24 protein-coding genes and 1 pseudogene are annotated in these 24,007 nt (G+C 66.7%); 16 read left to right on the forward strand and 9 right to left on the reverse strand.

Annotation, left to right across the window (positions count from 1 at the left end):
- Window positions 1–10 precede the first annotated feature (10 nt).
- Entirely contained in the window at window positions 11–1,195 is a 1,185-nt protein-coding gene (locus tag CSQ99_RS07710; RefSeq protein WP_099038459.1) for a pyridoxal phosphate-dependent aminotransferase, read from the reverse strand.
- 78 nt (window positions 1,196–1,273) lie between these two features.
- On the opposite strand from CSQ99_RS07710, the gene CSQ99_RS07715 reads away from it, so the two are divergent.
- Together CSQ99_RS07715 and CSQ99_RS07720 are read left to right on the forward strand one after the other, a co-directional pair.
- Window positions 1,274–2,014: an SDR family NAD(P)-dependent oxidoreductase gene (locus CSQ99_RS07715; protein ID WP_099038460.1), complete on the forward strand. Its 741-nt coding sequence runs from the start codon at window positions 1,274–1,276 to the stop codon at window positions 2,012–2,014.
- 21 nt (window positions 2,015–2,035) lie between these two features.
- Complete coding sequence (locus tag CSQ99_RS07720; RefSeq protein ID WP_099038461.1) at window positions 2,036–2,869, forward strand: helix-turn-helix transcriptional regulator; 834 nt, start codon at window positions 2,036–2,038, stop codon at window positions 2,867–2,869.
- Here the strand turns inward: CSQ99_RS07720 and CSQ99_RS07725 are convergent.
- Complete coding sequence (locus CSQ99_RS07725) at window positions 2,809–3,276, reverse strand: MarR family winged helix-turn-helix transcriptional regulator (RefSeq protein WP_099038495.1); 468 nt, start codon at window positions 3,274–3,276, stop codon at window positions 2,809–2,811. The two genes, CSQ99_RS07720 and CSQ99_RS07725, sit on opposite strands and share 61 nt — an antisense overlap.
- Window positions 3,277–3,321: 45 nt before the next feature.
- Between CSQ99_RS07725 and CSQ99_RS07730 the strand changes: the two genes are divergently transcribed.
- The 7 genes from CSQ99_RS07730 (at window position 3,322) to CSQ99_RS07760 (ending at window position 12,239) form a co-directional block, all read left to right on the forward strand.
- Window positions 3,322–3,759: a Rid family hydrolase gene (locus CSQ99_RS07730; protein WP_099038462.1), complete on the forward strand. Its 438-nt coding sequence runs from the start codon at window positions 3,322–3,324 to the stop codon at window positions 3,757–3,759.
- Between the two features lie 72 nt (window positions 3,760–3,831).
- On the forward strand, window positions 3,832–4,938 hold the full coding sequence (locus tag CSQ99_RS07735; RefSeq protein ID WP_099038463.1) for an alkene reductase: 1,107 nt from the start codon (window positions 3,832–3,834) through the stop codon (window positions 4,936–4,938).
- A gap of 21 nt (window positions 4,939–4,959) precedes the next feature.
- On the forward strand, window positions 4,960–5,262 hold the full coding sequence (locus tag CSQ99_RS07740; protein WP_218014582.1) for a phage tail sheath C-terminal domain-containing protein: 303 nt from the start codon (window positions 4,960–4,962) through the stop codon (window positions 5,260–5,262).
- Window positions 5,263–5,422: 160 nt separating this feature from the next.
- Window positions 5,423–6,634 (forward strand): acetyl-CoA C-acetyltransferase, encoded by a 1,212-nt coding sequence (locus CSQ99_RS07745; protein WP_099038464.1) that lies wholly within the window; start codon window positions 5,423–5,425, stop codon window positions 6,632–6,634.
- A gap of 4 nt (window positions 6,635–6,638) precedes the next feature.
- The gene (locus CSQ99_RS07750; RefSeq protein WP_099038465.1) at window positions 6,639–8,783 is read left to right on the forward strand and encodes a 3-hydroxyacyl-CoA dehydrogenase NAD-binding domain-containing protein; all 2,145 of its coding nucleotides are present in this window, start codon (window positions 6,639–6,641) and stop codon (window positions 8,781–8,783) included.
- An 87-nt stretch (window positions 8,784–8,870) separates the two neighbouring features.
- Complete coding sequence (locus tag CSQ99_RS07755) at window positions 8,871–10,700, forward strand: S9 family peptidase (protein WP_099038466.1); 1,830 nt, start codon at window positions 8,871–8,873, stop codon at window positions 10,698–10,700.
- Window positions 10,701–10,757: 57 nt separating this feature from the next.
- Entirely contained in the window at window positions 10,758–12,239 is a 1,482-nt protein-coding gene (locus CSQ99_RS07760) for a class I adenylate-forming enzyme family protein (protein ID WP_099038467.1), read from the forward strand.
- Here the strand turns inward: CSQ99_RS07760 and CSQ99_RS07765 are convergent.
- Both CSQ99_RS07765 and CSQ99_RS07770 read right to left on the reverse strand, forming a co-directional pair.
- On the reverse strand, window positions 12,236–12,661 hold the full coding sequence (locus CSQ99_RS07765) for a pyridoxamine 5'-phosphate oxidase family protein (RefSeq protein WP_099038468.1): 426 nt from the start codon (window positions 12,659–12,661) through the stop codon (window positions 12,236–12,238). The two genes, CSQ99_RS07760 and CSQ99_RS07765, sit on opposite strands and share 4 nt — an antisense overlap.
- Window positions 12,662–12,706: 45 nt before the next feature.
- Window positions 12,707–12,916: a hypothetical protein gene (locus tag CSQ99_RS07770; protein ID WP_141562653.1), complete on the reverse strand. Its 210-nt coding sequence runs from the start codon at window positions 12,914–12,916 to the stop codon at window positions 12,707–12,709.
- A gap of 185 nt (window positions 12,917–13,101) precedes the next feature.
- Between CSQ99_RS07770 and CSQ99_RS07775 the strand changes: the two genes are divergently transcribed.
- Window positions 13,102–14,505 carry an amidase gene (locus CSQ99_RS07775; RefSeq protein ID WP_099038469.1) on the forward strand — a complete coding sequence of 468 codons (1,404 nt, stop codon included), beginning with the start codon at window positions 13,102–13,104 and terminating at the stop codon, window positions 14,503–14,505.
- Between the two features lie 11 nt (window positions 14,506–14,516).
- Window positions 14,517–15,506, forward strand: coding sequence for an LLM class F420-dependent oxidoreductase (locus CSQ99_RS07780; RefSeq protein ID WP_099038497.1), 990 nt, complete (start codon window positions 14,517–14,519; stop codon window positions 15,504–15,506).
- A gap of 10 nt (window positions 15,507–15,516) precedes the next feature.
- Here the strand turns inward: CSQ99_RS07780 and CSQ99_RS07785 are convergent, their stop codons facing one another.
- The gene (locus CSQ99_RS07785) at window positions 15,517–16,134 is read right to left on the reverse strand and encodes a hypothetical protein (RefSeq protein WP_099038470.1); all 618 of its coding nucleotides are present in this window, start codon (window positions 16,132–16,134) and stop codon (window positions 15,517–15,519) included.
- A gap of 295 nt (window positions 16,135–16,429) precedes the next feature.
- Between CSQ99_RS07785 and CSQ99_RS07790 the strand changes: the two genes are divergently transcribed.
- Window positions 16,430–16,774, forward strand: coding sequence for a cupin domain-containing protein (locus CSQ99_RS07790; RefSeq protein WP_099038471.1), 345 nt, complete (start codon window positions 16,430–16,432; stop codon window positions 16,772–16,774).
- Here the strand turns inward: CSQ99_RS07790 and CSQ99_RS07795 are convergent.
- From CSQ99_RS07795 to CSQ99_RS07805, 3 genes are all read right to left on the reverse strand, one after another.
- Window positions 16,771–18,420 (reverse strand): DNA repair helicase XPB, encoded by a 1,650-nt coding sequence (locus CSQ99_RS07795; RefSeq protein WP_099038472.1) that lies wholly within the window; start codon window positions 18,418–18,420, stop codon window positions 16,771–16,773. The genes CSQ99_RS07790 and CSQ99_RS07795 overlap by 4 nt on opposite strands.
- A gap of 99 nt (window positions 18,421–18,519) precedes the next feature.
- Window positions 18,520–19,215 (reverse strand): SDR family oxidoreductase, encoded by a 696-nt coding sequence (locus tag CSQ99_RS07800; RefSeq protein ID WP_099038498.1) that lies wholly within the window; start codon window positions 19,213–19,215, stop codon window positions 18,520–18,522.
- A gap of 31 nt (window positions 19,216–19,246) precedes the next feature.
- The gene (locus tag CSQ99_RS07805; protein WP_099038473.1) at window positions 19,247–21,496 is read right to left on the reverse strand and encodes a helicase-associated domain-containing protein; all 2,250 of its coding nucleotides are present in this window, start codon (window positions 21,494–21,496) and stop codon (window positions 19,247–19,249) included.
- A gap of 57 nt (window positions 21,497–21,553) precedes the next feature.
- Here CSQ99_RS07805 and CSQ99_RS07810 point away from each other — a divergent pair, with 57 nt between their 5' ends.
- From CSQ99_RS07810 to CSQ99_RS07825, 4 genes are read left to right on the forward strand one after another with little or no spacing between them, the layout of a single operon-like run.
- A complete protein-coding gene (locus CSQ99_RS07810; protein ID WP_176560919.1) occupies window positions 21,554–21,757 on the forward strand; it encodes a hypothetical protein in 204 nt (67 codons plus the stop codon).
- A 50-nt stretch (window positions 21,758–21,807) separates the two neighbouring features.
- Window positions 21,808–22,233, forward strand: coding sequence for a cyclic pyranopterin monophosphate synthase MoaC (moaC, locus tag CSQ99_RS07815; RefSeq protein WP_245908789.1), 426 nt, complete (start codon window positions 21,808–21,810; stop codon window positions 22,231–22,233).
- Window positions 22,230–22,706, forward strand: coding sequence for a MogA/MoaB family molybdenum cofactor biosynthesis protein (locus CSQ99_RS07820; RefSeq protein WP_099038500.1), 477 nt, complete (start codon window positions 22,230–22,232; stop codon window positions 22,704–22,706). The genes moaC and CSQ99_RS07820 overlap by 4 nt, the downstream gene beginning before the upstream one ends.
- The gene (locus CSQ99_RS07825) at window positions 22,703–23,128 is read left to right on the forward strand and encodes a molybdenum cofactor biosynthesis protein MoaE (RefSeq protein ID WP_099038475.1); all 426 of its coding nucleotides are present in this window, start codon (window positions 22,703–22,705) and stop codon (window positions 23,126–23,128) included. Before CSQ99_RS07820 ends, CSQ99_RS07825 begins: the two co-directional genes overlap by 4 nt.
- A gap of 14 nt (window positions 23,129–23,142) precedes the next feature.
- Here the strand turns inward: CSQ99_RS07825 and CSQ99_RS07830 are convergent.
- A pseudogene (locus CSQ99_RS07830) lies at window positions 23,143–23,880 on the reverse strand (transglycosylase family protein); the annotation flags it as partial.
- Window positions 23,881–24,007 lie beyond the last annotated feature (127 nt).

Consider the following 24,007-nt stretch of genomic DNA (forward strand, 5'->3'; position numbering starts at 1 on the left):
CCGTCCATCGTCACAGATGGCGCCCCTCACGTCGCATCGACGACAACCGGCGGATCGCCTCGTCGAGGGTGTCGTCGCGCTTGCAGAACGCGAACCGCACCAGATGGTTCCACTGCGCGAAATGCGGACCCTCTGGGTCGCAGAACGCCGACATCGGGATCGCGGCCACCCCCGCCTTCTCGGGAAGCTGCGTGCAGAACTGCGTGCTGTCGTCGAAGCCCAATGGGCGCGGGTCGGCGCACAGGAAATAGGTGCCGAAGCTGTCGTGGACCTCGAAGCCGATGTCGGCCAGCGCCGAACCCAGTTTGTCGCGCTTGGCCTGCAACGAATCTCGCAGCGCGGCCACCCACGCGTCTTCGGTGTTGAGTGCGTGGGCCACCGCCGGCTGAAACGGCGCCCCGCCGACGTACGTCAGGTACTGCTTGGCTGCGCGCACCCCCGCGATGAGTTCGGCTGGGCCGCATGCCCAACCGATCTTCCAGCCGGTGACGTTGAACATCTTCGCCGCGCTGGAGATGGTGATGGTGCGCTCGGCCATGCCGGGGTAGTTGGCCAGCGGGAGGTGTTTGTGATTGTCGAATACCAGGTGCTCGTAGACCTCGTCGGTGATGACCAGTAGATCCTTGTCGACAGCGAGGCGTGCCAGCGCCTGCAGCTCGGCATCCGAGGCGACCATGCCCGTCGGGTTGTGCGGCGAATTGACGATCAGCGCCCTGGTCTTGGGCGTGATGGCGCGGCGCAGGCCGTCGACGTCGATTGCGAAGCCGCGCCCGTCCTGAATCATCGGCACTGCCCGCCGCTCACACCCTGCCATCGCGAGCACGGGGGAGTACGAGTCGTAGAACGGCTCGATCAACAACACCTCGGAGCCGGGTTCCACCAGACCCATGACCGCGGCGGCGATCGCCTCGGTGGCGCCGACCGTCACCAGGACCTCGGTGTCGGGGTCGTACTCGGTTCCGAAGTTCCGCTCGCGCTGCGCGGCGATCGCCTCGCGCAGTGGCGCGATGCCCAGGCCGGGCGGGTACTGGTTGACGCCCTCGGCGATCGCGTTTTCGGCGACCTTGAGCATCGCGGGCGGTCCGTCCTCGTCGGGGAACCCCTGGCCGAGGTTGACGGCACCGATGCGCGCGGCCAGTGCTGACATCTCCGCGAAGATCGTGACCGCATAGGGCGCCAGCCGCTTCACCGTCATGGGTCGCAAGCCTATTCCGCGCCGAGGGGGTACATCTCATGCCTCCCGAAGCAGCCGATTCTGCGGTGTGCTCGAGGCATGACAAACACTGACTCATCCATCGTTCTGGTGACCGGCGGCAACGCGGGCATCGGTTTCCACGTCTCCCAGCAGCTGGCGCGCGCCGGCGCCCGCGTAGTGCTGGGCTCACGCGATCCGGCGCGCGGTGCCGCCGCCGCGGCCCAATTGACCGACGACGGCCTCGAGGTGGACACCATCGCGCTCGACGTCACCGACGACGCGACGATCGCCGCCGCGGCCAAGCACATCGCCGACACCTACGGACGGCTCGACGCGTTGGTCAACAACGCCGCAATCGTCGGCGAGGGTCTGCCGCCCTCGCAGGCGAGCCGCGCGGAGATGCTGGCGACCTTCGACACCAATGTCGCGGGCGTCGTCGCCCTCACCAACGCACTACTGCCCTCGTTGCGGGCGTCGGGTCGGCCACGGATCCTGAACGTGTCGAGCGAATTGGGATCGACCCGACTGGTCAACGATCCCGATTGGCCGCACAGCGACGTCGCCGCCGCGGCCTACCAGGCGTCAAAGGCGGCACTGGACATGCTCACGGTCATGTATGCCAAGGAGCTTGCAGTAGAAGGCATTCCGGTCCTGTCGGTCAGCCCGGGCTATCGCAAGACGGGCCTCAGCCGCGGCGCTCCCACCCCGGGCGCAGGGGATCCGGCCGAGGGTGCCGCGGGTATCGTCGCGCTGGCACTCGCGGACGAGGTACCCACCGGTCAATTCCTTAGCGATCAGGGAGAACTCGTCGCATGGTGACCGGCGTGCCACCATCGAGTGATGGACGGACAGGCAGCGGGCAGGTTCCTGCGCGCGGTTCGGGACGGTCGTGATCCGCGGGAGTTCGGCCTGAGCGCGCAGGGCCGCCGCACCACTGGGCTGCGACGGTCCGAGGTCGCCGAGCTGGCGCACATCTCGGTCGAGCACTACACCAACGTGGAACGCGCACGAGGCGCTGCGCCGTCAGAGCAGGTGATCGCGGCGATAGCCGACGCTCTTCGCCTGAGCGCCGACGAGCGCCGCCACCTCTTCCACCTGGTGGGACGCAGCGTGCCGCTCGACAGCGCGCCCAGCATGGAGGTCGCGCCGAGTGTTGCGAAGCTCGTCGAGGGCTTGGGCTCGACCGCCGCGATCGTGCTGAGCGCGCGCTTCGACGTCTTGGCGTGGAACGCGGAGGCCGTCGTCCTGATGGAGGACTTCGGCGCGCTCGCGCCGAGAGAGCGGAACGTCGCGCGACGGCACTTCCTGCCTCCGCCCGGAGTGCAGCCGCACTACGGCATGACCGAGGCGGAGGAGTTCTCGCGAGTGGTGGCAGGCCAACTCCGCGCGACGCTCGCCCGCTACCCGCGGGACCCGCTCACCCGCGATCTGGTCGACGAGTTGCTCGCCGAGAGCGCCGAGTTCGCGGCACTCTGGGATGACGCCGCGATCGTCACCAAGACGCACATGATCAAGCAGCTCGACCACCCCGAACTCGGCCACCTCAGCCTGTCCTGCGACATGTTGGAGGATCCGCATCGCGATCAAAATATCGTGATGTTCTCGGTCCTCTCTCAGGCGAATTCAGGCGGGACGGCTCGCAACTTCGAGGCGATGCGCGTCAACGCCCGCTGATCGGCATCGGTCAGCGGGTCGAGCACCAGTTCCCGGACGGCTCGCACATGCACTGGGGCCGCTTCAACGACGAGTCGGTAGCCCGCGTCGGTGAGCGAGGCGATCGTGTACCTGCCGTCGTCCGGGTCGGGCGAGCGCGTCACCCAGCCGCGCTGCTCGAACCGCTTGACGACGTTGGACAACCGCGACAGCGAGCCGTTTGCCAGGAATGCCAACTCGCTCATCCTGATTCGGCGATCTGGCGCCTCGGAGATGTGGCTCAGCGTCAAGTACTCGAAGAGCGTCAGATCGACTTTACGCAGCGGCGCCTCGAGCTCCCTCGGTAGCAGCAGCACGAGCGAGACGAGCCCGGTCCACGCCTCCTTCTCGCTTGGCGTGAGCCAGCGCGGTTCGTCCGTCCTCGCCATCCGCATTACTTTACGCGTGAAGTGATTGCATGTACGTTTGACTTCATGAGTGAAGTCAAATCAGAGACGCCAGTGAAGTTCTTCGTGACACCCGGTGCCGGCGCGAAGCTGCATTCGATGCTGCACTACAGCCAGGCCGTCAGAATCGGAGACGTCGTGGAGATCTCCGGCCAGGGCGGCTGGGATGACGACATCAACATCGCCGCGAACCTCGAGGCCGAAATCGTCCAGGCCTTTGACAACGTCGAGACGGTGCTTGCGGCTGCCGGTGCCACCTGGCGTGACGTCGTCCACGTGAACAGTTATCACAAGGTCGCTGCCGGCGCCGACACCATAGGCGCGGAACACAACGACGTCTTCGCCGAGCAGTACCGTGCGCGGATGGGGGATCGGTCGCCGATCTGGACCCAGACCGGGGTGACGGTCCTCGGGGCGCCCGACATGCACGTCGAGATCCGTGTCAGGGCGGTGATCAGGAAATGATGCGCGCGGCGCTGACTGTCACCTGAGCACGTGGCGGGGAATGATTCCGCCGCTCGCGACGCTGTGGCGGGCATGGCGTTCACTCTCGACGAGAATTCGGCACTGCTGCGTCCCACGATGATCGGCGAGGTTTCGACCGCCAATCGGTTGTTCATGGCCCCGCTGACCCGTTCACGCGCAGAGTCGGATGCGACGCCGTCGGAGTTGGCCGCGCTCTACTACGCCCAGCGCGCATCCGCCGGTCTGATCGTCAGCGAGGCGACGGCGGTTTCGCAGGCAGCCAACGGCGCCTACCCGAACACACCTGGCATGTTCACCGATCGGCATCAGCGGCGGTGGGCGGAGATCGCCGATGCGGTGCACGCCGAGGGCAGTCGCATGTTCGTGCAGTTGTGGCACGTCGGCCGGATGGGCCACCCCGACATCAGCGGCGGCGAAACCGTCGCGCCGTCGGCGATCGCCGCCGACATGACCACGCACACGCCGACAGGTAAGAAGCCGCTTCCCATTCCGCGCGCGCTGCGGATGGATGAGCTTCCCGGTATCGTCGCGGACTTCCGCGCCGCTGCCCGCCGTGCTGTCGACGCCGGGATGGACGGAGTCGAGATCCATTCCGCCAACGGCTATCTGCTGCACGAGTTCCTCTCTGATGTGACCAATCGCCGCGACGACATCTACGGCGGTTCGGCGGACAACCGTGCCCGCTTGACGGCCGAAGTGGTCGAAGCAGTCGTCGACGAGATCGGCGCAGGCCGTGTCGGTTTGCGGATCTCCCCGGGAAACAGCGCGGGCGATATGCGGGAGGTCGACCAGGTGTCGGCGTACGAGGCGCTGCTGAACCGCATCGCGCCGCTCTGCCTTGCGTATCTGCATCTGGTGGTCGAGCCGACGCAGCCCGCTTTCGCCGTCGTCCGCTCGCTGTGGGACGGCACGCTCGTGCTCAACACCCCGCGGGGCGTCGAGACGAACTTCTGCGAGCTGGAGAACCTCGTCGACTGGGACGTCGTCGGGGCCGTCGCGGTCGGCCGCGCCTACCTCGCGAACCCGGACCTGATCGATCGCCTGATCCGGGGCGCCGACCTCAACGAGCCCGACGTCGCGACGTTCTACGCGCCCGAGCCCGTCGGCTACATCGACTACCCGGCACTCGACGAGCTCGATTCCTTGGACGTCGCCTGACCCCGAGGCCAGGATGGAGGCGTGGGTCCCGATCCCGAGTGGAAATACGCCAACGTCCGGCGCCTCTTCGCATACCTTGAGCGATCGATCGAGACGAGGACGCAGTGGGCGGTGTTCGAGCCGAACGATGAGCGGCTGTGGGCCTCGATCCGGACCACCATCCAAGATTTCCTGATCACCGTTTGGAGGACCGGGGCACTGATGGGCACCAAACAAGAAGAGGCATTTTTCGTGCGTTGTGATCGCACCACAATGACTTCAGGAAGACATCGACAACGGACGGCTGGTCTGCCTTGTCGGCGCGGCGGCGGTGAAGCCTGCTGAATTCGCGATAATCCGCATCACGCAGCTGACCGGTGACGCGCCGGAGGAGTGACCAACCTCCCAACCACCCGGTTGGGTGGGGCTGTTAGGCTGGCGCGCAGAGGACAACCGCCCATGTGGGCAGGCATCCCATAACCCCATCTGAACAGGAAATATCTTCATGTCTGAAGAAGCCTTCATCTACGAGGCCATTCGCACGCCTCGCGGTAAGAACAAGAACGGCGCCCTCAACGAGGTCAAGCCCGTCAACCTGGTCGTCGGCCTCATCGACGAGCTGCGCACCCGCTTTCCCGACCTGGACGAGAACCTGATCAGCGATCTCATCCTCGGCGTCGTGTCGCCCGTTGGCGACCAGGGTGGCGACATCGCCCGCACGGCGGCGCTGGTGGCCAAGCTGCCCGAGACCACCGGCGGATTCCAGCTCAACCGCTTCTGCGCGTCGGGGCTCGAGGCCGTGAACACCGCAGCGCAGAAAGTGCGCTCCGGCTGGGACGATCTGGTGCTGGCCGGCGGCGTCGAATCGATGAGCCGCGTTCCGATGGGCTCCGACGGCGGCGCCTGGGCAACCGACCCCGAGACCAACTACCGCATCGGCTTCGTCCCCCAGGGCATCGGCGCCGACCTGATCGCGACCATCGAGGGCTTCTCCCGCGAGGACGTCGACCGCTACGCGCTGCGCAGCCAGGAGAAGGCGGCCGCGGCGTGGTCGGGCGGCTACTTCGCCAAGTCCGTCGTCCCGGTGCGCGACCAGAATGGTCTGGTCATCCTCGATCATGACGAGCACATGCGCGCCGACACGACCCTCGAGGGTCTTGGCAAGCTGAAGACCGCGTTCGACGGCGTCGGCGCAATGGGCGGATTCGACGACGTGGCGCTGCAGAAGTACCACAACGTCGAGCGGATCAACCACGTCCACACCGGCGGCAACAGCTCCGGCATCGTCGACGGCGCGGCCCTTGTGCTCGTCGGCTCCGAGAAAGCCGGCAAGTCGCAGGGCCTGACCCCGCGGGCGCGCGTCGTGGCCACGGCCACCAGCGGTGCCGATCCCGTCATCATGCTGACCGGCCCGACGCCTGCCACCAAGAAGGTGCTGGACCGCGCCGGGCTGACCGTCGACGACATCGACCTGTTCGAGCTGAACGAGGCGTTCGCCTCGGTGGTGCTGAAGTTCCAGAAGGACCTGAACATCCCCGACGAGAAGCTCAACGTCAACGGTGGCGCCATCGCGATGGGCCACCCGCTGGGCGCCACCGGCGCCATGATCACCGGAACCATGGTCGACGAGCTCGAGCGTCGCAATGCGCGGCGTGCGCTCGTCACGCTGTGCATCGGCGGCGGCATGGGCGTGGCCACCATCATCGAGAGGGTTTAAGACCATGGCAGAGAACACCATTGCGTGGGACAAGGATGCCGACGGCATCGTCACCCTGACGCTGGACGACCCGACCGGTTCGGCGAACGTGATGAACGAGCACTACTCCGAGTCGATGCACAACGCCGTCGAACGACTTGTCGCGGAGAAGGATTCGATCACCGGTGTCGTCATCACCAGCGCCAAGAAGACCTTCTTCGCGGGCGGTGACCTCAAGGGCATGATCAAGCTCGGCCCGGATGACGCGGGTGAGGCCTTCAGCACGGTCGAAAGCGTCAAGCGCGACCTACGCGCACTGGAGACCCTGGGCAAGCCGGTGGTCTCGGCGATCAACGGCGCAGCACTCGGTGGTGGGCTGGAGATCACCCTCGCGACGCACCACCGCATCATCGCCGACGTTCCCGGAGCGGTTGTCGGCTTCCCCGAGGTCACGCTGGGTCTGCTGCCCGGCGGCGGCGGTGTTGCCCGCAGCGTGCGGATGTTCGGTATCCAGAAGGCTTTCATGGAGGTGCTGAGCCAGGGCACGCGCTTCAAGCCGGGCAAGGCCAAGGACATCGGTCTTGTCGACGAAGTGCTGCCGACGGTCGACGAGTTGGTACCCGCCGCCAAGGCCTGGATCAAGGCCAACCCGGACGCGCATACCCAGCCGTGGGATGCCAAGGGCTACAAGATGCCCGGCGGCACGCCGGCCAGCCCCGGTCTGGCGGGCATCCTCCCGTCGTTCCCGGCGCTGCTGAAAAAGCAGCTCAAGGGTGCGCCGATGCCCGCCCCGCGGGCCATCCTGGACGCGGCCGTCGAGGGCGCACAGGTGGACTTCGACACGGCCAGCCGCATCGAGAGCCGCTACTTCACGTCGCTGGTCACCGGCCAGACCGCCAAGAACATGATCCAGGCGTTCTTCCTCGACCTGCAACACATCAACGGTGGTGGCTCGCGGCCCGACGGCATCGCCAAGCAGGAGATCAAGAAGATCGGCGTGCTCGGCGCGGGCATGATGGGCGCAGGCATCGCCTACGTCTCGGCCAAGGCCGGATTCGACGTCGTCCTCAAGGACGTCTCGCAGGAAGCGGCCGACAAGGGCAAGGGTTACTCCGAGAAGTTGGAAGCCAAGGCGCTCGAGCGGGGCAAGACCACGCAAGAGCGCTCCGACGCGTTGTTGGCGCGCATCACCCCGACCGCCGACGCTGCCGATTTCAAGGGCGTCGACTTCGTCATCGAGGCGGTGTTCGAGTCGGTCGAGTTGAAGCACAAGGTCTTTCAGGAGATCGAGGACATCGTCGAGCCAAACGCGTTGCTCGGCTCCAACACCTCCACGCTGCCGATCACCGGTCTGGCGACCGGTGTGAAGCGCCAGGAGGACTTCATCGGTATCCACTTCTTCTCGCCGGTCGACAAGATGCCGCTCGTCGAGATCATCAAGGGCGAGAAGACTTCTGACGAAGCGCTGGCCCGTGTGTTCGACTACACGCTGGCCATCGGCAAGACCCCGATCGTGGTCAACGACAGCCGCGGCTTCTTCACCAGCCGCGTCATCGGCACGTTCGTCAACGAGGCGCTGGCGATGCTGGGCGAGGGTGTCGCCGCGGCCAGCATCGAGCAGGCAGGCAGTCAGGCCGGGTACCCCGCGCCGCCGCTGCAGCTGTCCGACGAGCTCAATCTCGAGTTGATGCACAAGATCGCTGTCGCCTCCCGCAAGGGTGTCGAGGACGAGGGCGGCACGTACACGCCGCACCCGGCCGAGGCTGTCGTCGAGAAGATGATCGAGCTCGAGCGGCCCAGCCGCCTCAAGGGTGCCGGCTTCTACTCCTACGTCGACGGTAAGCGCACCGGTCTGTGGCCGGGCCTGGCGGAGACGTTCAAGTCCGGCAGCACCGAGATCCCGTTCCAGGACATGATCGACCGCATGCTGTTCGCCGAGGCGCTGGAGACCCAGAAGTGTCTCGACGAGGGCGTGCTCACGTCGACGGCCGACGCCAACATCGGCTCGATCATGGGCATCGGGTTCCCGCCGTACACCGGGGGCAGCGCGCAGTTCATCGTCGGCTACGAGGGCGCAGGCGGCGTCGGCAAGGAAGCCTTCGTGGCCCGTGCCAAGGAGCTGGCTGCCAGGTACGGCGACCGCTTCAACCCGCCGAAGTCGCTGCTCTAGTCCCCCGAGCAGACGCGAAAACCCCCGAAAAGCCCGACTTTCGGGGGTTTTTGCGTCTGCTCGCCAAATCGGTGTGACGATACTGCGATGGCAGAAGTGACGCTCATTCCGCTCGAACTACTGCTGGGCAATCCGGAGCGGGCGGGAGCGCAGATCTCCCCGGACGGCACGCGGCTGTCGTACATGGCGCCGCTGGACGGCGTGATGAACGTGTTCGTCGGCCCGGTGGGGGTGGGTGGCGAGCGGCCGGTCACCCACGACACCGAACGCGGGATCCAGGGCTATTTCTGGGCGTACGACAACCGCCACATCATGTATGTGCGGGACAAGGACGGCAGCGAGAACTTCCGCCTCTACGACGTCGACCCGGATACGGGCGTCGAGCGTGACCTGACTCCGTTCGACGACGTGCAATGCCAAATCATCGCCCACCGCAAGGAATTTCCGAACGACCTGCTGGTCGGCCTGAACAAGGACAACCCCCAGCTGCACGACGTATACCACCTGGATCTGACGACGGGAGAACTCGAAAAGATCGCAGAGAATCCCGGGTTTCTCGGTTGGGTCATCGACACCGACCTGAAAGTTCGCGGCGCTGTGCAGCCACAGCCCGACGGTGGCGCAGTGATCCTCGTGCGTGATGAGGAGGCGTCGGACTGGCGCCCGCTGCTTGTGGCCCCACCCGAAGATGCGGAGACTACGGGACCGCTCGGCTTCACCAGAGACGGTCAGAGCATGTATGTGCAGACCTCCGTTGACGCCAACACCGGCCGCCTGGTGAAGATGAACATCGCGACAGGTGCTGTCGAGGTGATCGCCGAGGATTCGGAGTACGACATCGCGAGCGCGATGTTGAACCCGGACACGCGCGAGGTCGAGGCCGTGCTGGTGTACCGGGATCGTCTGGAGTATCAGGTATTCGACGACTCGATTCGTGGTGACGTCGAAGCGCTACAACGTTTGACTAGCGGCGACATGTCGATCAGCGATCGAAGCGTGGACGACACGACATGGCTCGTGACCTTCGACGACGACAGCGGGCCGGTCAAGTCCTACACCTGGGACCGCGACGCGAAGACGGCAACGTTCCTATTCGACCACCGGCCACAGCTCAACGATCATCCGCTGGTGCCGATGGAGCCGTTCAGTTTCACGGCGCGCGACGGGCTGACAATCCACGGCTATCTGACCTTCCCCGCCGGCGTCGAGCGTGCCGATCTGCCTGCGGTTCTCACGGTGCACGGCGGGCCGTGGATCCGCGACGGCTGGGGGCTTGATCCCGAGGCGCAGTGGCTGGCCAACCGAGGCTACGTGTGTGTACACGTGAACTTCCGCGGGTCAAGCGGCTACGGCAAAGACTTCCTCAACGCGGGAGATCGCGAATGGGGCGCCAAGATGCACGACGACCTTCTTGACGCTGTCGAACATCTTGTCGCCCATGGGATCATCGACCGCGACCGTGTCGCCATCTACGGTGGCTCCTACGGGGGATATGCCGCGCTGATCGGTGCGACGTTCACCCCCGATGTCTTCACATGCGCGATATCAATGGTCGGCCCGTCTAACCTGAACACGCTCATCGCCTCGATTCCCGAGTACTGGAAACCGCTGCTGTCGATGTTCCACAAACGGGTGGGCGACGACGAGGACTTCCTGTGGTCGCGTTCGCCGCTGTCCAAGGTCGACGCCATTCGAATTCCCGTCCTGATCGCGCAGGGTGAGAACGATCCGCGCGTGAAGCGGGCGGAGTCGGAGCAGATCGTAGCCGCCATGAAAGCGCACGGCATCGACTACGAGTACGCCTTGTACGAGAACGAAGGCCATGGCCTGGTCAAACCCGAGAACCGCCTCGACTTCTATCGCCGGGCTGATCGATTTCTCGCAAAGCATCTAGGCGGCCGCGCGGAGACGATCTAGGTGCACGAGTGGCGCGAGCATGCAGAGCCGTATCGCGTGACTCGCTAGATTGACGGGATGCCTGAGAGCTTCACCGAATCGTTCGCCGCAGGTCTGACGAGCTATGGCGACCGCCAGTGCATCGAGTTCGACGGTCGGTGGTATTCGGGCGACGAGGTGGCCGCGTACGGTGTTGCGATCGCCGACCTGTTGCGCCGCGGTGGAGTCCCCGACGGTGCGCCCGTCGGCCTCGTGGTCCGCAACCGTCTGCAGCATGCCGCCGCGATCATCGGCTTCCTTGCCGCCGGCCGTCCGGTGTCGATGATTTACTCGTTCCAGTCGCCCGAATCGATCGGCCGCGACATCGAGATGCTGGAATTGTCGGCGGTCGTCGCCGACAGCGAGGACTGGACGGCCGAAGTCATTGCCGCGTGCACGCGGGTCGGCTGCGCGGGCGTTTCCATTTCGCTGGCCGATCCGATCGTGGTCCCGGTCGACGGGCTCGGGCGGCGCGATCAGTCCCGTAGCCATGCTGAATTCGAACCCGGTGTGGCACTGCAGATTCTGACCAGCGGCACGACTGGTCCACCCAAGCGTCAGGAGATCATGACGCCAGTGCTGGAGCGGACGGTGTTCAGTGTCACCAGCGGGGAGTGCGCGCCGCCGGACGCGCCGCCTGAACTGGCCTACTGGCAGTTCGGTGGTATCGGTGTCTGCCAGCTGGTCGCCGGTGTGTACAACGCCAGACGGATGGTGATGCTCGAGCGATTCTCCGTTGACGGGTTCGTGGGGGTGGTCAAGACGCACGGCATCACGCGTTCGGGCGTGCAGCCCGCAGTCATCCGTATGTTGCTCGACGCCGCGGTGGCCAAAGAGGATCTGGCATCGCTGGAATTCTTGATCAGCGCCTCGGGTCCGCTCGATCCTGAGACCCGCGACGAATTCGAGAGACACTTCGGTATCCCGATCCGGTTGGCTTATGGCGCAACGGAGTTCGCGGGATCGCTATGCGCGTGGACGCCGGATGTCGTCGCGGAGTTCGGCGAGTCCAAACGCCACAGCGTCGGTCGGGCGCTGCCCGACACCCAGGTACGCATCGTCGACCCGGACACCGGTACCGAACTGGCCGTCGGCGAGCAGGGTCTGCTCGAGGCGAAGGTGGCGCCGATCAGTCCCGACTGGATACGTACCACCGACATCGCCTCGATCGATGCCGACGGTTTCGTCTACCTGCATGGTCGGGCCGACGGCGCGATCAACCGCGGCGGATTCAAAATCATGCCCGAAACTGTTCGACGCGTGCTGATCTCACACCCCGCCGTACGTGACGCCTGTGTCGTCGGCGTGCCTGATACGCGACTCGGCGAGGTGCCGTTCGCGGCCATCGAGCTGACACCGGGAACGCACGCGCCATCCGAGGACGAACTCGCCGAGCTCGTTCGCAAGGAGTTGCCGGTCTACAACGTGCCGGTCGCGTTCACCATCGTCGACGATTTGCCGCGCAACCCGGCGCTGAAGGTCAGCCTGCCCGCAGTGGCCGCGCTGTACGCGCCGCGCTAGACCGATCCGAGATCGGCTGACAGCCAATGCTGCGGCTTCATGTAGATGACCACGCCCGCACCGTGTTCGCGCCGTGCGAACTCGAGATAGCCGTCGACCTTCTCGGGCGGCAGGTAGCGCTTGACCATCTCGACGAGTTGTTCGTCGGTGGCCGGTTCGATGCGGCTGACCGGTCCGTCGACCGCGACGTAGCGCACCGTCGGCTCCAGGCGCTGGGACATCAGGGTGAATTCTCCCTGCGACTCGATCAGGCGATGCTTGCGCGACCCGGCGCCCGTGTGCACCCATGGCTCACCACCGGGACTGTACTGATACCAGATCGGGACGGTAAGCGGTCCGCGCTTGTCGCCCGCACTCACCGAGAGTGCCCCGATGTGGGGCTCGGCCAGAAACTGTTCGCGTTCTTCCTTTGAGAGGGCCATGCCGCCAGGCTAGCCCCGACCCCCGTCAAGCCGGTCTGACGTGCGTCAGCACCCGATTCGGGAGAAGAATGCCACGGCCACGAGACCGATGACGAACGCCACCTGTGGTTGTCCCATCGCCATGGTGCTGACTATGCCCGCGATCGCGGCAATCGCGATCACGACGAGCAGCAGAACATAAAACCAGCGAACGTGGTGTTCGGCGCCGGTACGAACCGGGTGCGATTCCAACCCCGTCATCGGGTCACGGACCACAACCGCCTCCTTTGTGGCATGCATCACATGGGTCATTGCTATGTGAGCCACACCATATAACACCAACGTCGGTTCGGCGATAGCGATCAGAAGATGTCGCCGTTGCAGCCTGATAACGGCCCGACCACCACGTTTGTGGTGGACACTTCCACTTGAACTGCGTCGGGACATCGAGGCGAGCGAGCATGACCGATCTCTGTGCGCTGCCGGCCCACCACCTGGTGGCGCTGATGACAGGCGGGACCGTTTCCTGCCGGGAGGTCGTCGGTGCGCATCTCGAGCGCATCGACGAAGTCAATCCCGCGCTGAACGCGCTTGTGCAGCGCGTCGATCCGCAGCAATGCCTGACCGCAGCGGACGAAGCCGACGCCCGCGTCGCCCGCGGTGCTCCGGTTGGCCGGGCGCATGGACTGCCGGTGGTGGTCAAGGACGTCATGCACGTCGCCGGACTCGAATGCTCCGGTGGCAGTCCGGTGCTGCGTACCACCGCCGACGTAGACGCGACCGCAGTGTCGAGACTTCGCGCCGAGGGCGCCATCGTGTTGGGACTCACGAACGTGCCCGAGATGGGCCGCGGCGGCGAATCGAACAACAACCTCTACGGCCGCACCAACAATCCGTTCGATCTGTCGCGCACACCGGGCGGCAGCAGCGGCGGCTCCGCGGCCCTGGTGTCCGCAGGCGGCGCGGCATTGAGCGTCGGGTCGGACGGCGGCGGCAGCATCAGACAGCCTGCCCACTACACCGGAATCGCGGGGCTCAAGCCCACTCACGGCCGAATTCCGCGGACCGGCAGTGTCTTCGGAGACGCGCTTGGCATCTTCGGCCCGTTCAACTGCTACGGACCGCTCGCCCGGTCGGTGCCAGATCTGTATCTCGGGCTGTCGATCATGAACGGCCCAGATCTGCGCGATCCGTACGCGGTGCCCGCGCCGCTCGGCCACCCGCCCGACGTCGACCTGGCAGGCCTGCGGGTCGCCACATATCTCGACGACGGCATCTCGCCGCCCGACGACGACATCGCCGCCGTCGTCGGCGACGCCGTTCGGGCGCTGACGGGCGTTGTCGGCATCGTCGAGCACAACGCCCCGCTGTGCCTCGGACGCACGATCGACCTGTTGTGGGAGTCCGTTTTCCTTGGCGGCGACCGGGGCCAAGGGTTCGAAGCGGACCTGGCGGCGATCGGTGCGACCGATCCGTCCGAGGAGCTCGCCGAGTTCCTCAAGCAAGCGCGACTGGTCGATTTCTCGCTGTCCGATGCGCGCGCCAGGCTGACCGACATCGACAACTACCGGCTCGAGATGCTCGAATTCATGGTCGACTACGACGTGATCATCGGCCCTGCGATGCCGACCGCCGCCAAGCCCCACCACCACGGACTCGTGGAGATCCGGGACTTCTCGCACCTGATGGCGCACAACCTGACCGGCTGGCCGGCGGTCGTCGTCCGCTGTGGCACCTCGAAGGAGGGGCTGCCCGTCGGCGTGCAGATCGTGGCAAGGCCGTTCCAAGACGCGACCGCGCTCGCGGTTGCCGGCCACGTCGAAGCAGCCCTTGGAGGATGGCGTCCGCCGCCGTTGGTTGCATAGAGTTGCAAGCCATGCGCTTCGGACTATTCATCCCGCAGGGCTGGCGACTCGATCTCGTTGACATTCCCCCAGATCAGCAGTGGCCGGTCATGCGCGACCTGGCCGCGTACGCCGACGGCGGGCCGTGGGATTCGCTGTGGGTGTACGACCACTTCCACACGGTGCCGGTGCCGACCGACGAAGCCACGCACGAGGCGTGGTCACTGATGTCGGCCTACGCCGCAAGCACATCGCGGATCAAGCTCGGCCAGATGTGTACGGCGATGGGCTACCGCAACCCGGTCTATCTCGCCAAGGTAGCCGCCACCGCGGACATCATCTCGGGCGGACGGGTGCAGATGGGTATCGGCGGCGGCTGGTACGAGCACGAATGGAAGGCGTACGGCTACGGGTTTCCGTCAGCCGGCGTCCGGCTGGGCAAGCTCGACGAGGGCGTCCGGATCATGCGCGACGCCTGGCGCGACGGGCGGGTCAGCCTCGACGGCAAGCACTATCAGGTCGACGGCGCCATCGTCGCGCCGAAGCCGTTGCAGGACGGCGGGCCGCCGATGTGGATCGCGGGCGGCGGCGAGAAGGTGACACTGCGCATCGCCGCCAAGTACGCGCAGTACACCAACTTCACATCCGAGCCCGACGGTTTCGCGCACAAGTCGCAGATCCTGGCCGACCACTGCGGGTCCGTCGGTACCGATTACGACGCCATCGTCCGGTCGGCCAACTTCAACGCCGTTATCGGCACGTCGGAGAACGACGTCAAGGAGCGCATTGCGCGGCTACGCGCCCGGCAGGTCGCCAAGGCAGACGAATCCGCCATCGATGCCATGCTGAGTACCGTCAGCGCACCTGAATCCGGAAGTGGGACAACGGAACAGGTCGTCGGGAAGCTCAAGCGCATGCAAGCACTTGGCTGCGAATACGCGATCATGTACTTTCCGGAGGCCGCATATGACCGCACCGGTATCGAGCTGTTCGAACGCGAGGTCATCCCCGCTCTGATGTAGTCCGCGAAAGCTAGGGCGTGACCGGGATCGGTCCGGAAGGCGGTAGCGCACCGGGGTTGACCGGCGCAATCGAATCCGGAGCAGGTGGTGCGTCGAAGTACCCGGGCGGCGGCGGCCCGGTCAGCGGGTAATACCCCTCCGGCAGCGGTGGCCCGCCCGCGTAATTCCTCTCGGGCACGGGACCGCTGGACGCCGGGTCGGTCAGTGATTGGTATCCGGGAGGCAACTGCGGCGCCGGACCGGCACCCGGTGGGGGCGGGGCCGCTGCGGGGACGTCGCCGGGCTGCATGGTGCCGGTGAAGTTCTGCGGATCCTGGGCCATTTGCCAGGCGTCGCGCAAGAAGCCCAACCGTCCCGACGTGCTGCCCTGTCCGTACTGCTGGTTGGCGATCTGCGGCACGGGCGGTGGCCCGACCGGCGGCGGCGCGGGCGCAGCGACCGGCTGGGCCCCGGGGTCCACCGCGACGGGCTGGCCGGGGGGCGGCGCTTCGCCCGGCACCGGCGGCGGTAGTGGCGGGGCCGGCTGCGCGTTGGCCTGCGTCGCGGCGGCCAGCGCACCCATGCCGACCACGACGCCGGCCAGCGCGATCTTCGCGACCTGCCGAAGTGAGGAGGTGTATCCGCTCATAGGTGGCGTCTGTGCTTCCTGCTAGAGCCCGGGAGGGCTGCTGCCGACTCGTGACGAGGCTAACGCGTTTGTGCGGCCCCCGCGTAGTTAGGGCGATGTCCTTGAAGTCGCTCGGTGCAATCGGGGTGTTACTGCTTCGACCGGCCTGCGATGGGCGTTCCGGTCTTGCCGGTGCTGTCGATGACGACAATGGTGTTGGTTGCATTGATCATGTCTCGATTTCACAGCCCGAAACGAGACGATTTATGCGGCAAACGGCCCAGTGCATACCGATCGTCTGAAAGGTGTCTCGACGATGGAGAAGATCTCACTCACCGCTCTCGCGCGCGAGCATTTGGAATCTGCCCGGGCGGCCACCAGCGGCCGCAGCGCGCACACGGTCTACGGTGGCCACGAGCACGCGTTGCGTCAGACCCTGATGGCATTGAAGGCTGGCAGCAAGCTCGACGATCATGAGAGCCCCGGCGAGGCCACGCTTCAGGTGCTGCACGGTCGGGTGCGGGTGACCAACTCATCGTCGGGATGGGACGGTTCGCCCGGTGACCACATCATCCTGCCCCGGGAACGACACGGACTGGACGCGATCGAAGATTCGGTCGTCCTACTCACTGTCTCGAAACCCGTTGGGCCGCATACCTAGATCGCCGGGCCCAGCAGATCGTCGGCGTCCTTGATGATGTACCCGTAGCCCTGCTCGGCAAGGAAGCGCTGACGGTGCGCGGCGTACTCGGCGTCGAGGCTGTCACGCGAGACCACGGAATAGAAGATCGCACCGCCGCCGTCGGCCTTTGGCCTCAGCAGGCGGCCCAGCCGCTGCGCCTCTTCCTGCCGCGACCCGAAGGTGCCCGAAACCTGCACGGCCACGTTGGCTTCCGGTAGGTCAATGGAGAAATTGGCGACCTTGGACACCACCAGCGTCGGGATCTCGCCCCGACGAAACTCGTCGTATAGCGCCTCGCGCTCCGCGGTCTTGGTCGACCCCTGGATCACCGGGGCGTTCAACTCCAGTCCCAACTCGTCGAGCTGGTCGAGGTATGCGCCGATGACCAGGGTCTGGTCGCCTTTGTGCTTCTCCAGAATGGACTTCACCACGGCGATCTTCGAGTGCACCGTCGAGCACAGCTTGTACCGCTCGTCGGGTTCGGCGACGGCGTAGAGCATCCGCTCGTTGTCGGTCATCGTGACCCGCACCTCGATGCATTCGGCCGGTGCGATCCAGCCCTGCGCCTCGATGTCCTTCCACGGCGCGTCATACCGCTTCGGTCCGATCAGCGAGAACACGTCGCCCTCGCGACCGTCCTCGCGGATCAACGTCGCGGTCAGGCCCAGCCGCCGCCGCGACTGCAGGTCAGCGGTCATCCGGAACACCGGCGCGGGCAGCAGGTGCACCTCGTCGTAGATGATCAGCCCCCAGTCGCGGCTGTCGAACAGTTCGAGGTGCCGGTATTCGCCCTTGGTGCGGCGGGTGATCACCTGGTAGGTGGCGATGGTGACCGGGCGGATCTCCTTCTTTTCGCCCGAGTACTCGCCGATCTCGTCCTCGGTCAACGATGTCCGATTGATCAGCTCGCGTTTCCACTGCCTGCCCGCCACCGTGTTGGTGACCAGGATCAGCGTCGTCGCGGATGCCTTGGCCATCGCCGCCGCGCCGACGAGTGTCTTACCCGCACCGCACGGCAGCACCACGACACCGGAGCCGCCCTGCCAGAACGAGTCGGTGGCCATCTCCTGGTAATCACGCAGGTGCCAGCCGTCCTGCGCGAGGCTGATCGGATGCTTCTCACCATCCACGTACCCGGCGAGATCCTCTGCGGGCCAACCGATCTTGAGCAGCATCTGCTTGACACGGCCGCGCTCACTATTGTGCACCTGGACGGTGTCGTCGTCGATGCGCGTACCGAGCATCGGTGCGATCTTCTTGTTTCGCAGCACTTCCTCGAGCACTGCGCGGTCCAGGCTCACGAGCGTCAGGCCGTGCACCGGAGACTTGACCAACTGAAGGCGCCCGTAGCGCGCCATGGTGTCGACGATGTCGACGAGCAGCGGCTGCGGCACCGCGTACCGCGAGAACGACACCAGCGCGTCGACGACCTGCTCTGCGTCGTGGCCGGCGGCACGGGCGTTCCACAGCGCCAGCGGCGTGATGCGATAGGTGTGGATGTGCTCAGGTGCACGCTCGAGCTCGGCGAACGGGGCGATTGCGGCTCTCGCCGCGCCGGCCTGCTCGTGGTCGACTTCGAGCAGCACGGTCTTATCGGACTGCACGATCAGGGGGCCGTCAGTCATGCGCGATCCCGTCCCCCTGCCGAGGGCGGGAGGTGCCCCCAGCGTTCTCGCTCGCTGGTCATCCCATCCATTATCCAGACGAGGCGGACAACCGTTGATTCAGCGAGCGGCCACCGCTCCCCGATCTGCCGACAGACCGGCCTTGACCTTGCGTGTGAGCTCATCGCCGAGGACTTCGACCAGGCCGGCCTCGACGCCGTCGAGCGCGACGGCGGCAATCTTCGCGGGGTCGCTCTTGGGCCCTTCCACCGATGCGACCATGTCGGTGTCCATGAAGCCGACGTGCAGCGCGGTGACGGCCACGCCGCGTGGGGCGAGCTCGTCGCGGACGGTGTCGGTCTGCGCCCAGAGCGCGGCCTTTGCCGCACTGTACGTACCCGCGCTCGGCGGATGCACCCAGGACAGCACCGACAAAACGTTCAGTACCGCAGCGGGGGAATTGGCGATGAGATGCGGCGCGAACGCCCTGGTGACCGACAGCGTTCCAAAGAAATGGGACTCCATCTGTGCACGGACGTCTTCCATCGGCGCCTCCAGCAGAGAGTGGAAGGACGCGATCCCCGCGTTGTTGACCAGCAGGGTGGTGTCGCTTGCGAGGTCCGCGGCAGCAGCCACCGATTCGGGATCGGTGATGTCGATGCGGATCGGCACCACGTTTTGTGAGGTGACGGTTTCCGGTCGGCGGGCCGCCGCGTACACCTTGGCCGCGCCGCGGGCGACCAGTTCCTCGGCGAAGTGACGTCCGAGGCCGCGGTTGGCTCCGGTGACGAACGCAACCGATCCGCTGATCTGCATGGTGGAAGCATGCACCGCTCGCCCAGGAAAATCAGGGCGATTCGGCAGACACCACCGACGTGACGCGGTGAATCGCGAACTCGCGAACCCGCCCCGATGCCGGGTCGTAGGCGGTCAGCTGCCCACCGCGGACGTTGATGGGTGCCACGACCCGCTGGGTGGCCACGCCCGCCGGGTCGACGTAGCCGATCACCACCGACGCTTGAAGGTGGGCGGCCTCCTGCAGTTGCGTGATCGCGACGGTCGGATCGAGCCGCATGCCATTGGACGGCGCTGACGCCACCCTTCGAAGTATCGCGACTATCGCGCCCAGTGTCTGACTCGTTGGGCTCGCCGGTCGGTGCGGGGCGCGGCGGCGCGGCGGAGCAGGCACCCTGGCGCCACGGGCCCGGATGTCGACGATGGTGCCGGTCGAGTCCTCGGCCGCGGGCGCGAAGCCGGCCTCGCGCAGACCGGTGAGTACCTCGGAGATCGGCGCCTGCGATACCGCGACGGTCGGAGCCAGCAGCCTCATCTCCAGTTGTTCAGCCGCGGGCGCGGTGATCGCTTGCGCCAACAGTGCCGCGTCCTCGCAGCGCACGAACGAGGCGGCCATGCCGACCCGCAGTTGCCCGTGCCGCCGGGCCACATCGTCGATCAGGTAGGTAAGTCCCTGTGGCACAGGGGTTTTGGAGTGTCGCGAGAAGAACGTGTGCAGCTCCACCGCGGACCGGCCGGTGTCGAGGGCCCGCCTGATGGACGTTTCACTGATGCGGTAGACCATGGCCGCGCCCGCCGACTCGACCCTCGCCACCGCTCCCAACTGCTCGGCCAGGTCGCGTTCGAGCGGTCCCGGGACCACGACCGTCAAGTCGGCCTGCAGCAGGAAATGGTCGATCGGCCGCGGCAACACCTTGTCCATCGCCTTGACGACGTCCTCGGGTGCGGCGCCTGCCAGCATGGCGCGGGTCGGGGTGGTGATCGCACCGCGGCCCACGACGCCGACCATGTGTGCCTCCGACAGCAGCGCGCCTACCGGGTCCGGTTGCAGCCGCGCCGCCCACCGAGGCCGTCGCCAGATCATCGCCCGAGACGCCTCGGTCGCATCGACGCCTGCGCCGGGCGCAAGGTCGGCGAGCAGTTCGAGGAGGAGTCGCCGGTCCAGCGGCGCGGCGGTGGAGTACAGCGAATCCGACAGCGCCGCATAGGGTTTACCGTCGAGACCGCGGCTGCCGACCAGGCTCGGCCTGCCCGGCAGCTCCAACCACGTCGACGCCAGCAGATGCCATTTCTGTGCCGCAGGGGATTCGAGGTATCGGTCGGTGGCCACTGTCGGCGCCCAGTGCGGACCCGCTCCGTCCGGCGGCTCCGGTTCGGGCATGCCCGTTGCGATCAGCCCGGCCGCCGCAGTCACCTCGAGGATCAGCCCGAGCCGACTGTCTTCGATGCCGGTGACCTTGGTCAGCCGTTTGAGGTCGCGCACCCCCAGGCCGCCGCTGCGGAGCTCGGGAACAGGTGTAGCACTGAGGGTTTCGAGCACCACCTCGACCTCGCGCAGCAGATCGATCGCCGCGCCTGCAGCCACCGCATCGACATCGGAGGTGGTCGTGGTCGACACCACAGGGTTGGGTGCGGCCAGCCCCACCGGGCCGGGTAGCTCCCCGCGCAACGCCTGGCCGACCAACCTCGGCAGGATCACCGTGTCGGCGTCCACCTGCCGCAGCAGCCCTGCCGCCAGCAGCCGCTGCACCGGGCGATCCGGCGGGGTGCCCGCAGCGGCGTCACGGGTGCGTCCCACCGGCGAGCCCTCCAACAACTTCTGCAGCAGGTCGGACTGCGCCTCGTCGAGTCCGGCGAGGCGCCGGGCGAGGTCTTTCGGCTCGGTGTCCTCTACCGTGGCCTGGCCTGGATACCAAGGCAGGCCGGTCGCTGCCTCGCTCGCCACCCGGACCGCCGCGTCGCCCCACACCAGCGCCCGCTCACGAAGGTCGTCGACGGCCGCTGTCACCTCGGCGTCGCCGCCCGCGTCGCCGACCAGTTCCAGCAGCTTGGACAGCGGCACCGCGGTCGTGTCCGCATGCAGCACCAAAAGCGCGTCGATCACTGTGAGATGAAGGAAGTCCAGGTCATCGGTGGCAGCTTTGACCGATTGCCGTGCCTGAGCCCGCGCCGCAAGGGCCGCGACGGTCCCCGGCGGGGGTTGTGTCAGGTCGGGCCGCAACTCAAGCAGCCGGATCAGCCGCTCATCGCCGAGTTCGGCCAGCCAGGCGCCCAGAGGAATGCCCGGCGCGTTTTCGGTCATTGCTGACCAGCGTAAAGCAGGCCGTCGGTGTCGCCACCGCTCGCGTTGCCTGCCACAATGTCAGGCGTGGCTGACAACAAACGGCAGAAGAAGCAGTATGTCGACCCGGGCTGGCCCGCAACCGACGGCGACGACGACCATGCAGTCAGCGAGTTGGCTGCCGATCGCACCGGAGCGTTGTCCCCGTTCGGAGACCTGACGTTCCCGCTGCCGACCGACGACGTCCCGTACCTGCACCCGGTCACGGTCGTCAACAAGTAGTGACTGAACCGCGCCGACTGTCGCACCTCGACGAAACGGGCGCGGCGCACATGGTCGACGTCACCGCCAAGGACGCCACCAGACGCACCGCCGCCGCGGCGGGCACCCTGCACACCACCACCGACGTCGTCGCGATGATCGCAACGGGCGGACTGCCCAAGGGCGACGCGTTGGCGACCGCGCGGGTGGCAGGGATCCTCGCCGCCAAGCGCACCAGTGATCTGATTCCGCTCTGTCACCAGCTGGCCCTGACGGGTGTCGACGTCGACTTCGAAATCGGCGACGCTGAGGTGGCAATCACCGCCACAGTGCGCAGCACCGACCGTACGGGCGTGGAGATGGAAGCGCTGACGGCGGTGAGCGTCGCCGCGTTGACTCTCTACGACATGCTCAAGGCGGTGGACCCCGCCGCACGCATCGACGACATCCGGGTGCTGCGCAAGGAAGGCGGCAAGACCGGGACGTGGGTCCGATGAGGTCGGGTCGGGTCGTCATTGCCTCCACCCGCGCCGCGTCCGGCGTATACGAGGACCGCACCGGGCCGATCATCGTCGACTGGCTCAATCAACGGGGAATCGGCACTCCAGCGCCATCGGTCGTGGCCGACGGCATCGGGGTCAACCGGGCGTTGTTCACCGCGGTCGGGGAAAACGTCGACGTCGTGATCACTTCCGGCGGAACCGGGATCTCGCCGACCGACGGCGCCGCTGAGGCGACCGCGAACATCGTGGACTACCAGATTCCAGGCCTGGCCGACGCCATCCGCCGGGCAGGCGAGGACAAGGTCCCGACCTCGGTGCTCTCGCGAGGTGTCTGCGGCGTCCGAGGGCGCACCTTGATCGTGAACCTGCCCGGGTCGCCCGGTGGCGTCAAAGACGGCTTGGGGGTGCTGGACGGTGTGCTCGAGCACGCGCTGGATCAGCTGGCGGGAGGGGACCATCCACGATGACCGTCGTCTTGCGCGCTGAACTCACCGAATGCGCGATCGAGCTTGCCGCGCACGAAGCGCTCGTCGCCCATGAGGCCGCGGGGGCGGTGGTGGGTTTCGCCGGCGTAGTCCGTGACCACGACGGCGGTCGCACCGTGACGCGGCTCGAGTATTCGGCACACCCCACGGCGCAGCAGACGCTGGCCGATGTCGCCGCCGAGATCGCGGCGGACAGCCAGGGAGTGCGGGCCATCGCCGTCAGCCACCGAATCGGCCCGCTGAACATCGGGGACGCCGCGCTGGTCGCGGCGGTGGCCGCAGACCACCGCGGTGCGGCGTTCGAAACCTGTCAACGGTTGGTCGACACCGTGAAGGCGCGGTTACCCGTATGGAAGCACCAGTTCTTCTCAGACGGCTCCGAGGAATGGGTCGGATCCGCCTGAGCGGCTGAGCGGGCTCAGGCCGGCGGCAGGGGTGCCGGGGGCGGCGGAGGAACGCCGGGAGCCGGAGGTGCCGGCGGCACGGGCAGTCCGGGTGCCGGCGCCGGAGGCGGCGGAGGTGCCAACGCCGGATCGGTTGGGAGCTGGCCCGGCAGAGTCGGTGCCTGACCGGTGGCGCGGTCCGGTGTTGACAACGGACGCTGCGTCAGCGCCAGCAGCGCATCTGTACCGGTGACCTCCTGGGTCTGGATCGCGTGCCAGATCTCCTTCAGGTACGAGACGTTCGGGCTGGAGTCCGTGACGCCGGCCCGGTCGGTCGTCGTTCCGGGATTCAGATTGTCCGGGCTCGACAGGTGCGGAACCTCGGCAGGCACGGGAAGCTCACCGGAGACGGCCTGGTTGGCTGCGTCCACCGCCGACTGCGGGACGTCGACCGCGGCCAGCGGGTCGGGCGCGGGCGCCGCAACGGCTGCGGGTGCGGGCGGCGGTGGCGGGACCGGCGGAAGCGCCGGGGCCGGTTGAAGCGGGGCATCCGTATGCAATGCCCACACCTGCGGCTGGTCGCCTGTGCCCTCGGCGACGTCCCAGTTCGCCGCCGGCTGCACGACATCGGCAGGCGAGGCCCCGCTGATGGCGGCTGCGGCCATAGCCTGGAATGCAGGAGTCGAGGGTGCCATCGGGTCGACCGGCGGGGGCGGAGGAACGGGTGCAGCCAACGCGTCGATCGGCGCAGGCGCCGGAGGTGCGATGGGGTCGACCTGGCTCGTATACACATCTGACGCTGCCGACGATACCCCTTGTGGAGGTCACGGTGGTACGCGCATCACTAAAAAATATCTACACAACACACAGACGAGAGAGACCAGCACACCGTCATATGAC

It is taken from the genome of Mycobacterium neglectum, from assembly GCF_002591975.1.
GTDB lineage: Bacteria > Actinomycetota > Actinomycetes > Mycobacteriales > Mycobacteriaceae > Mycobacterium > Mycobacterium neglectum.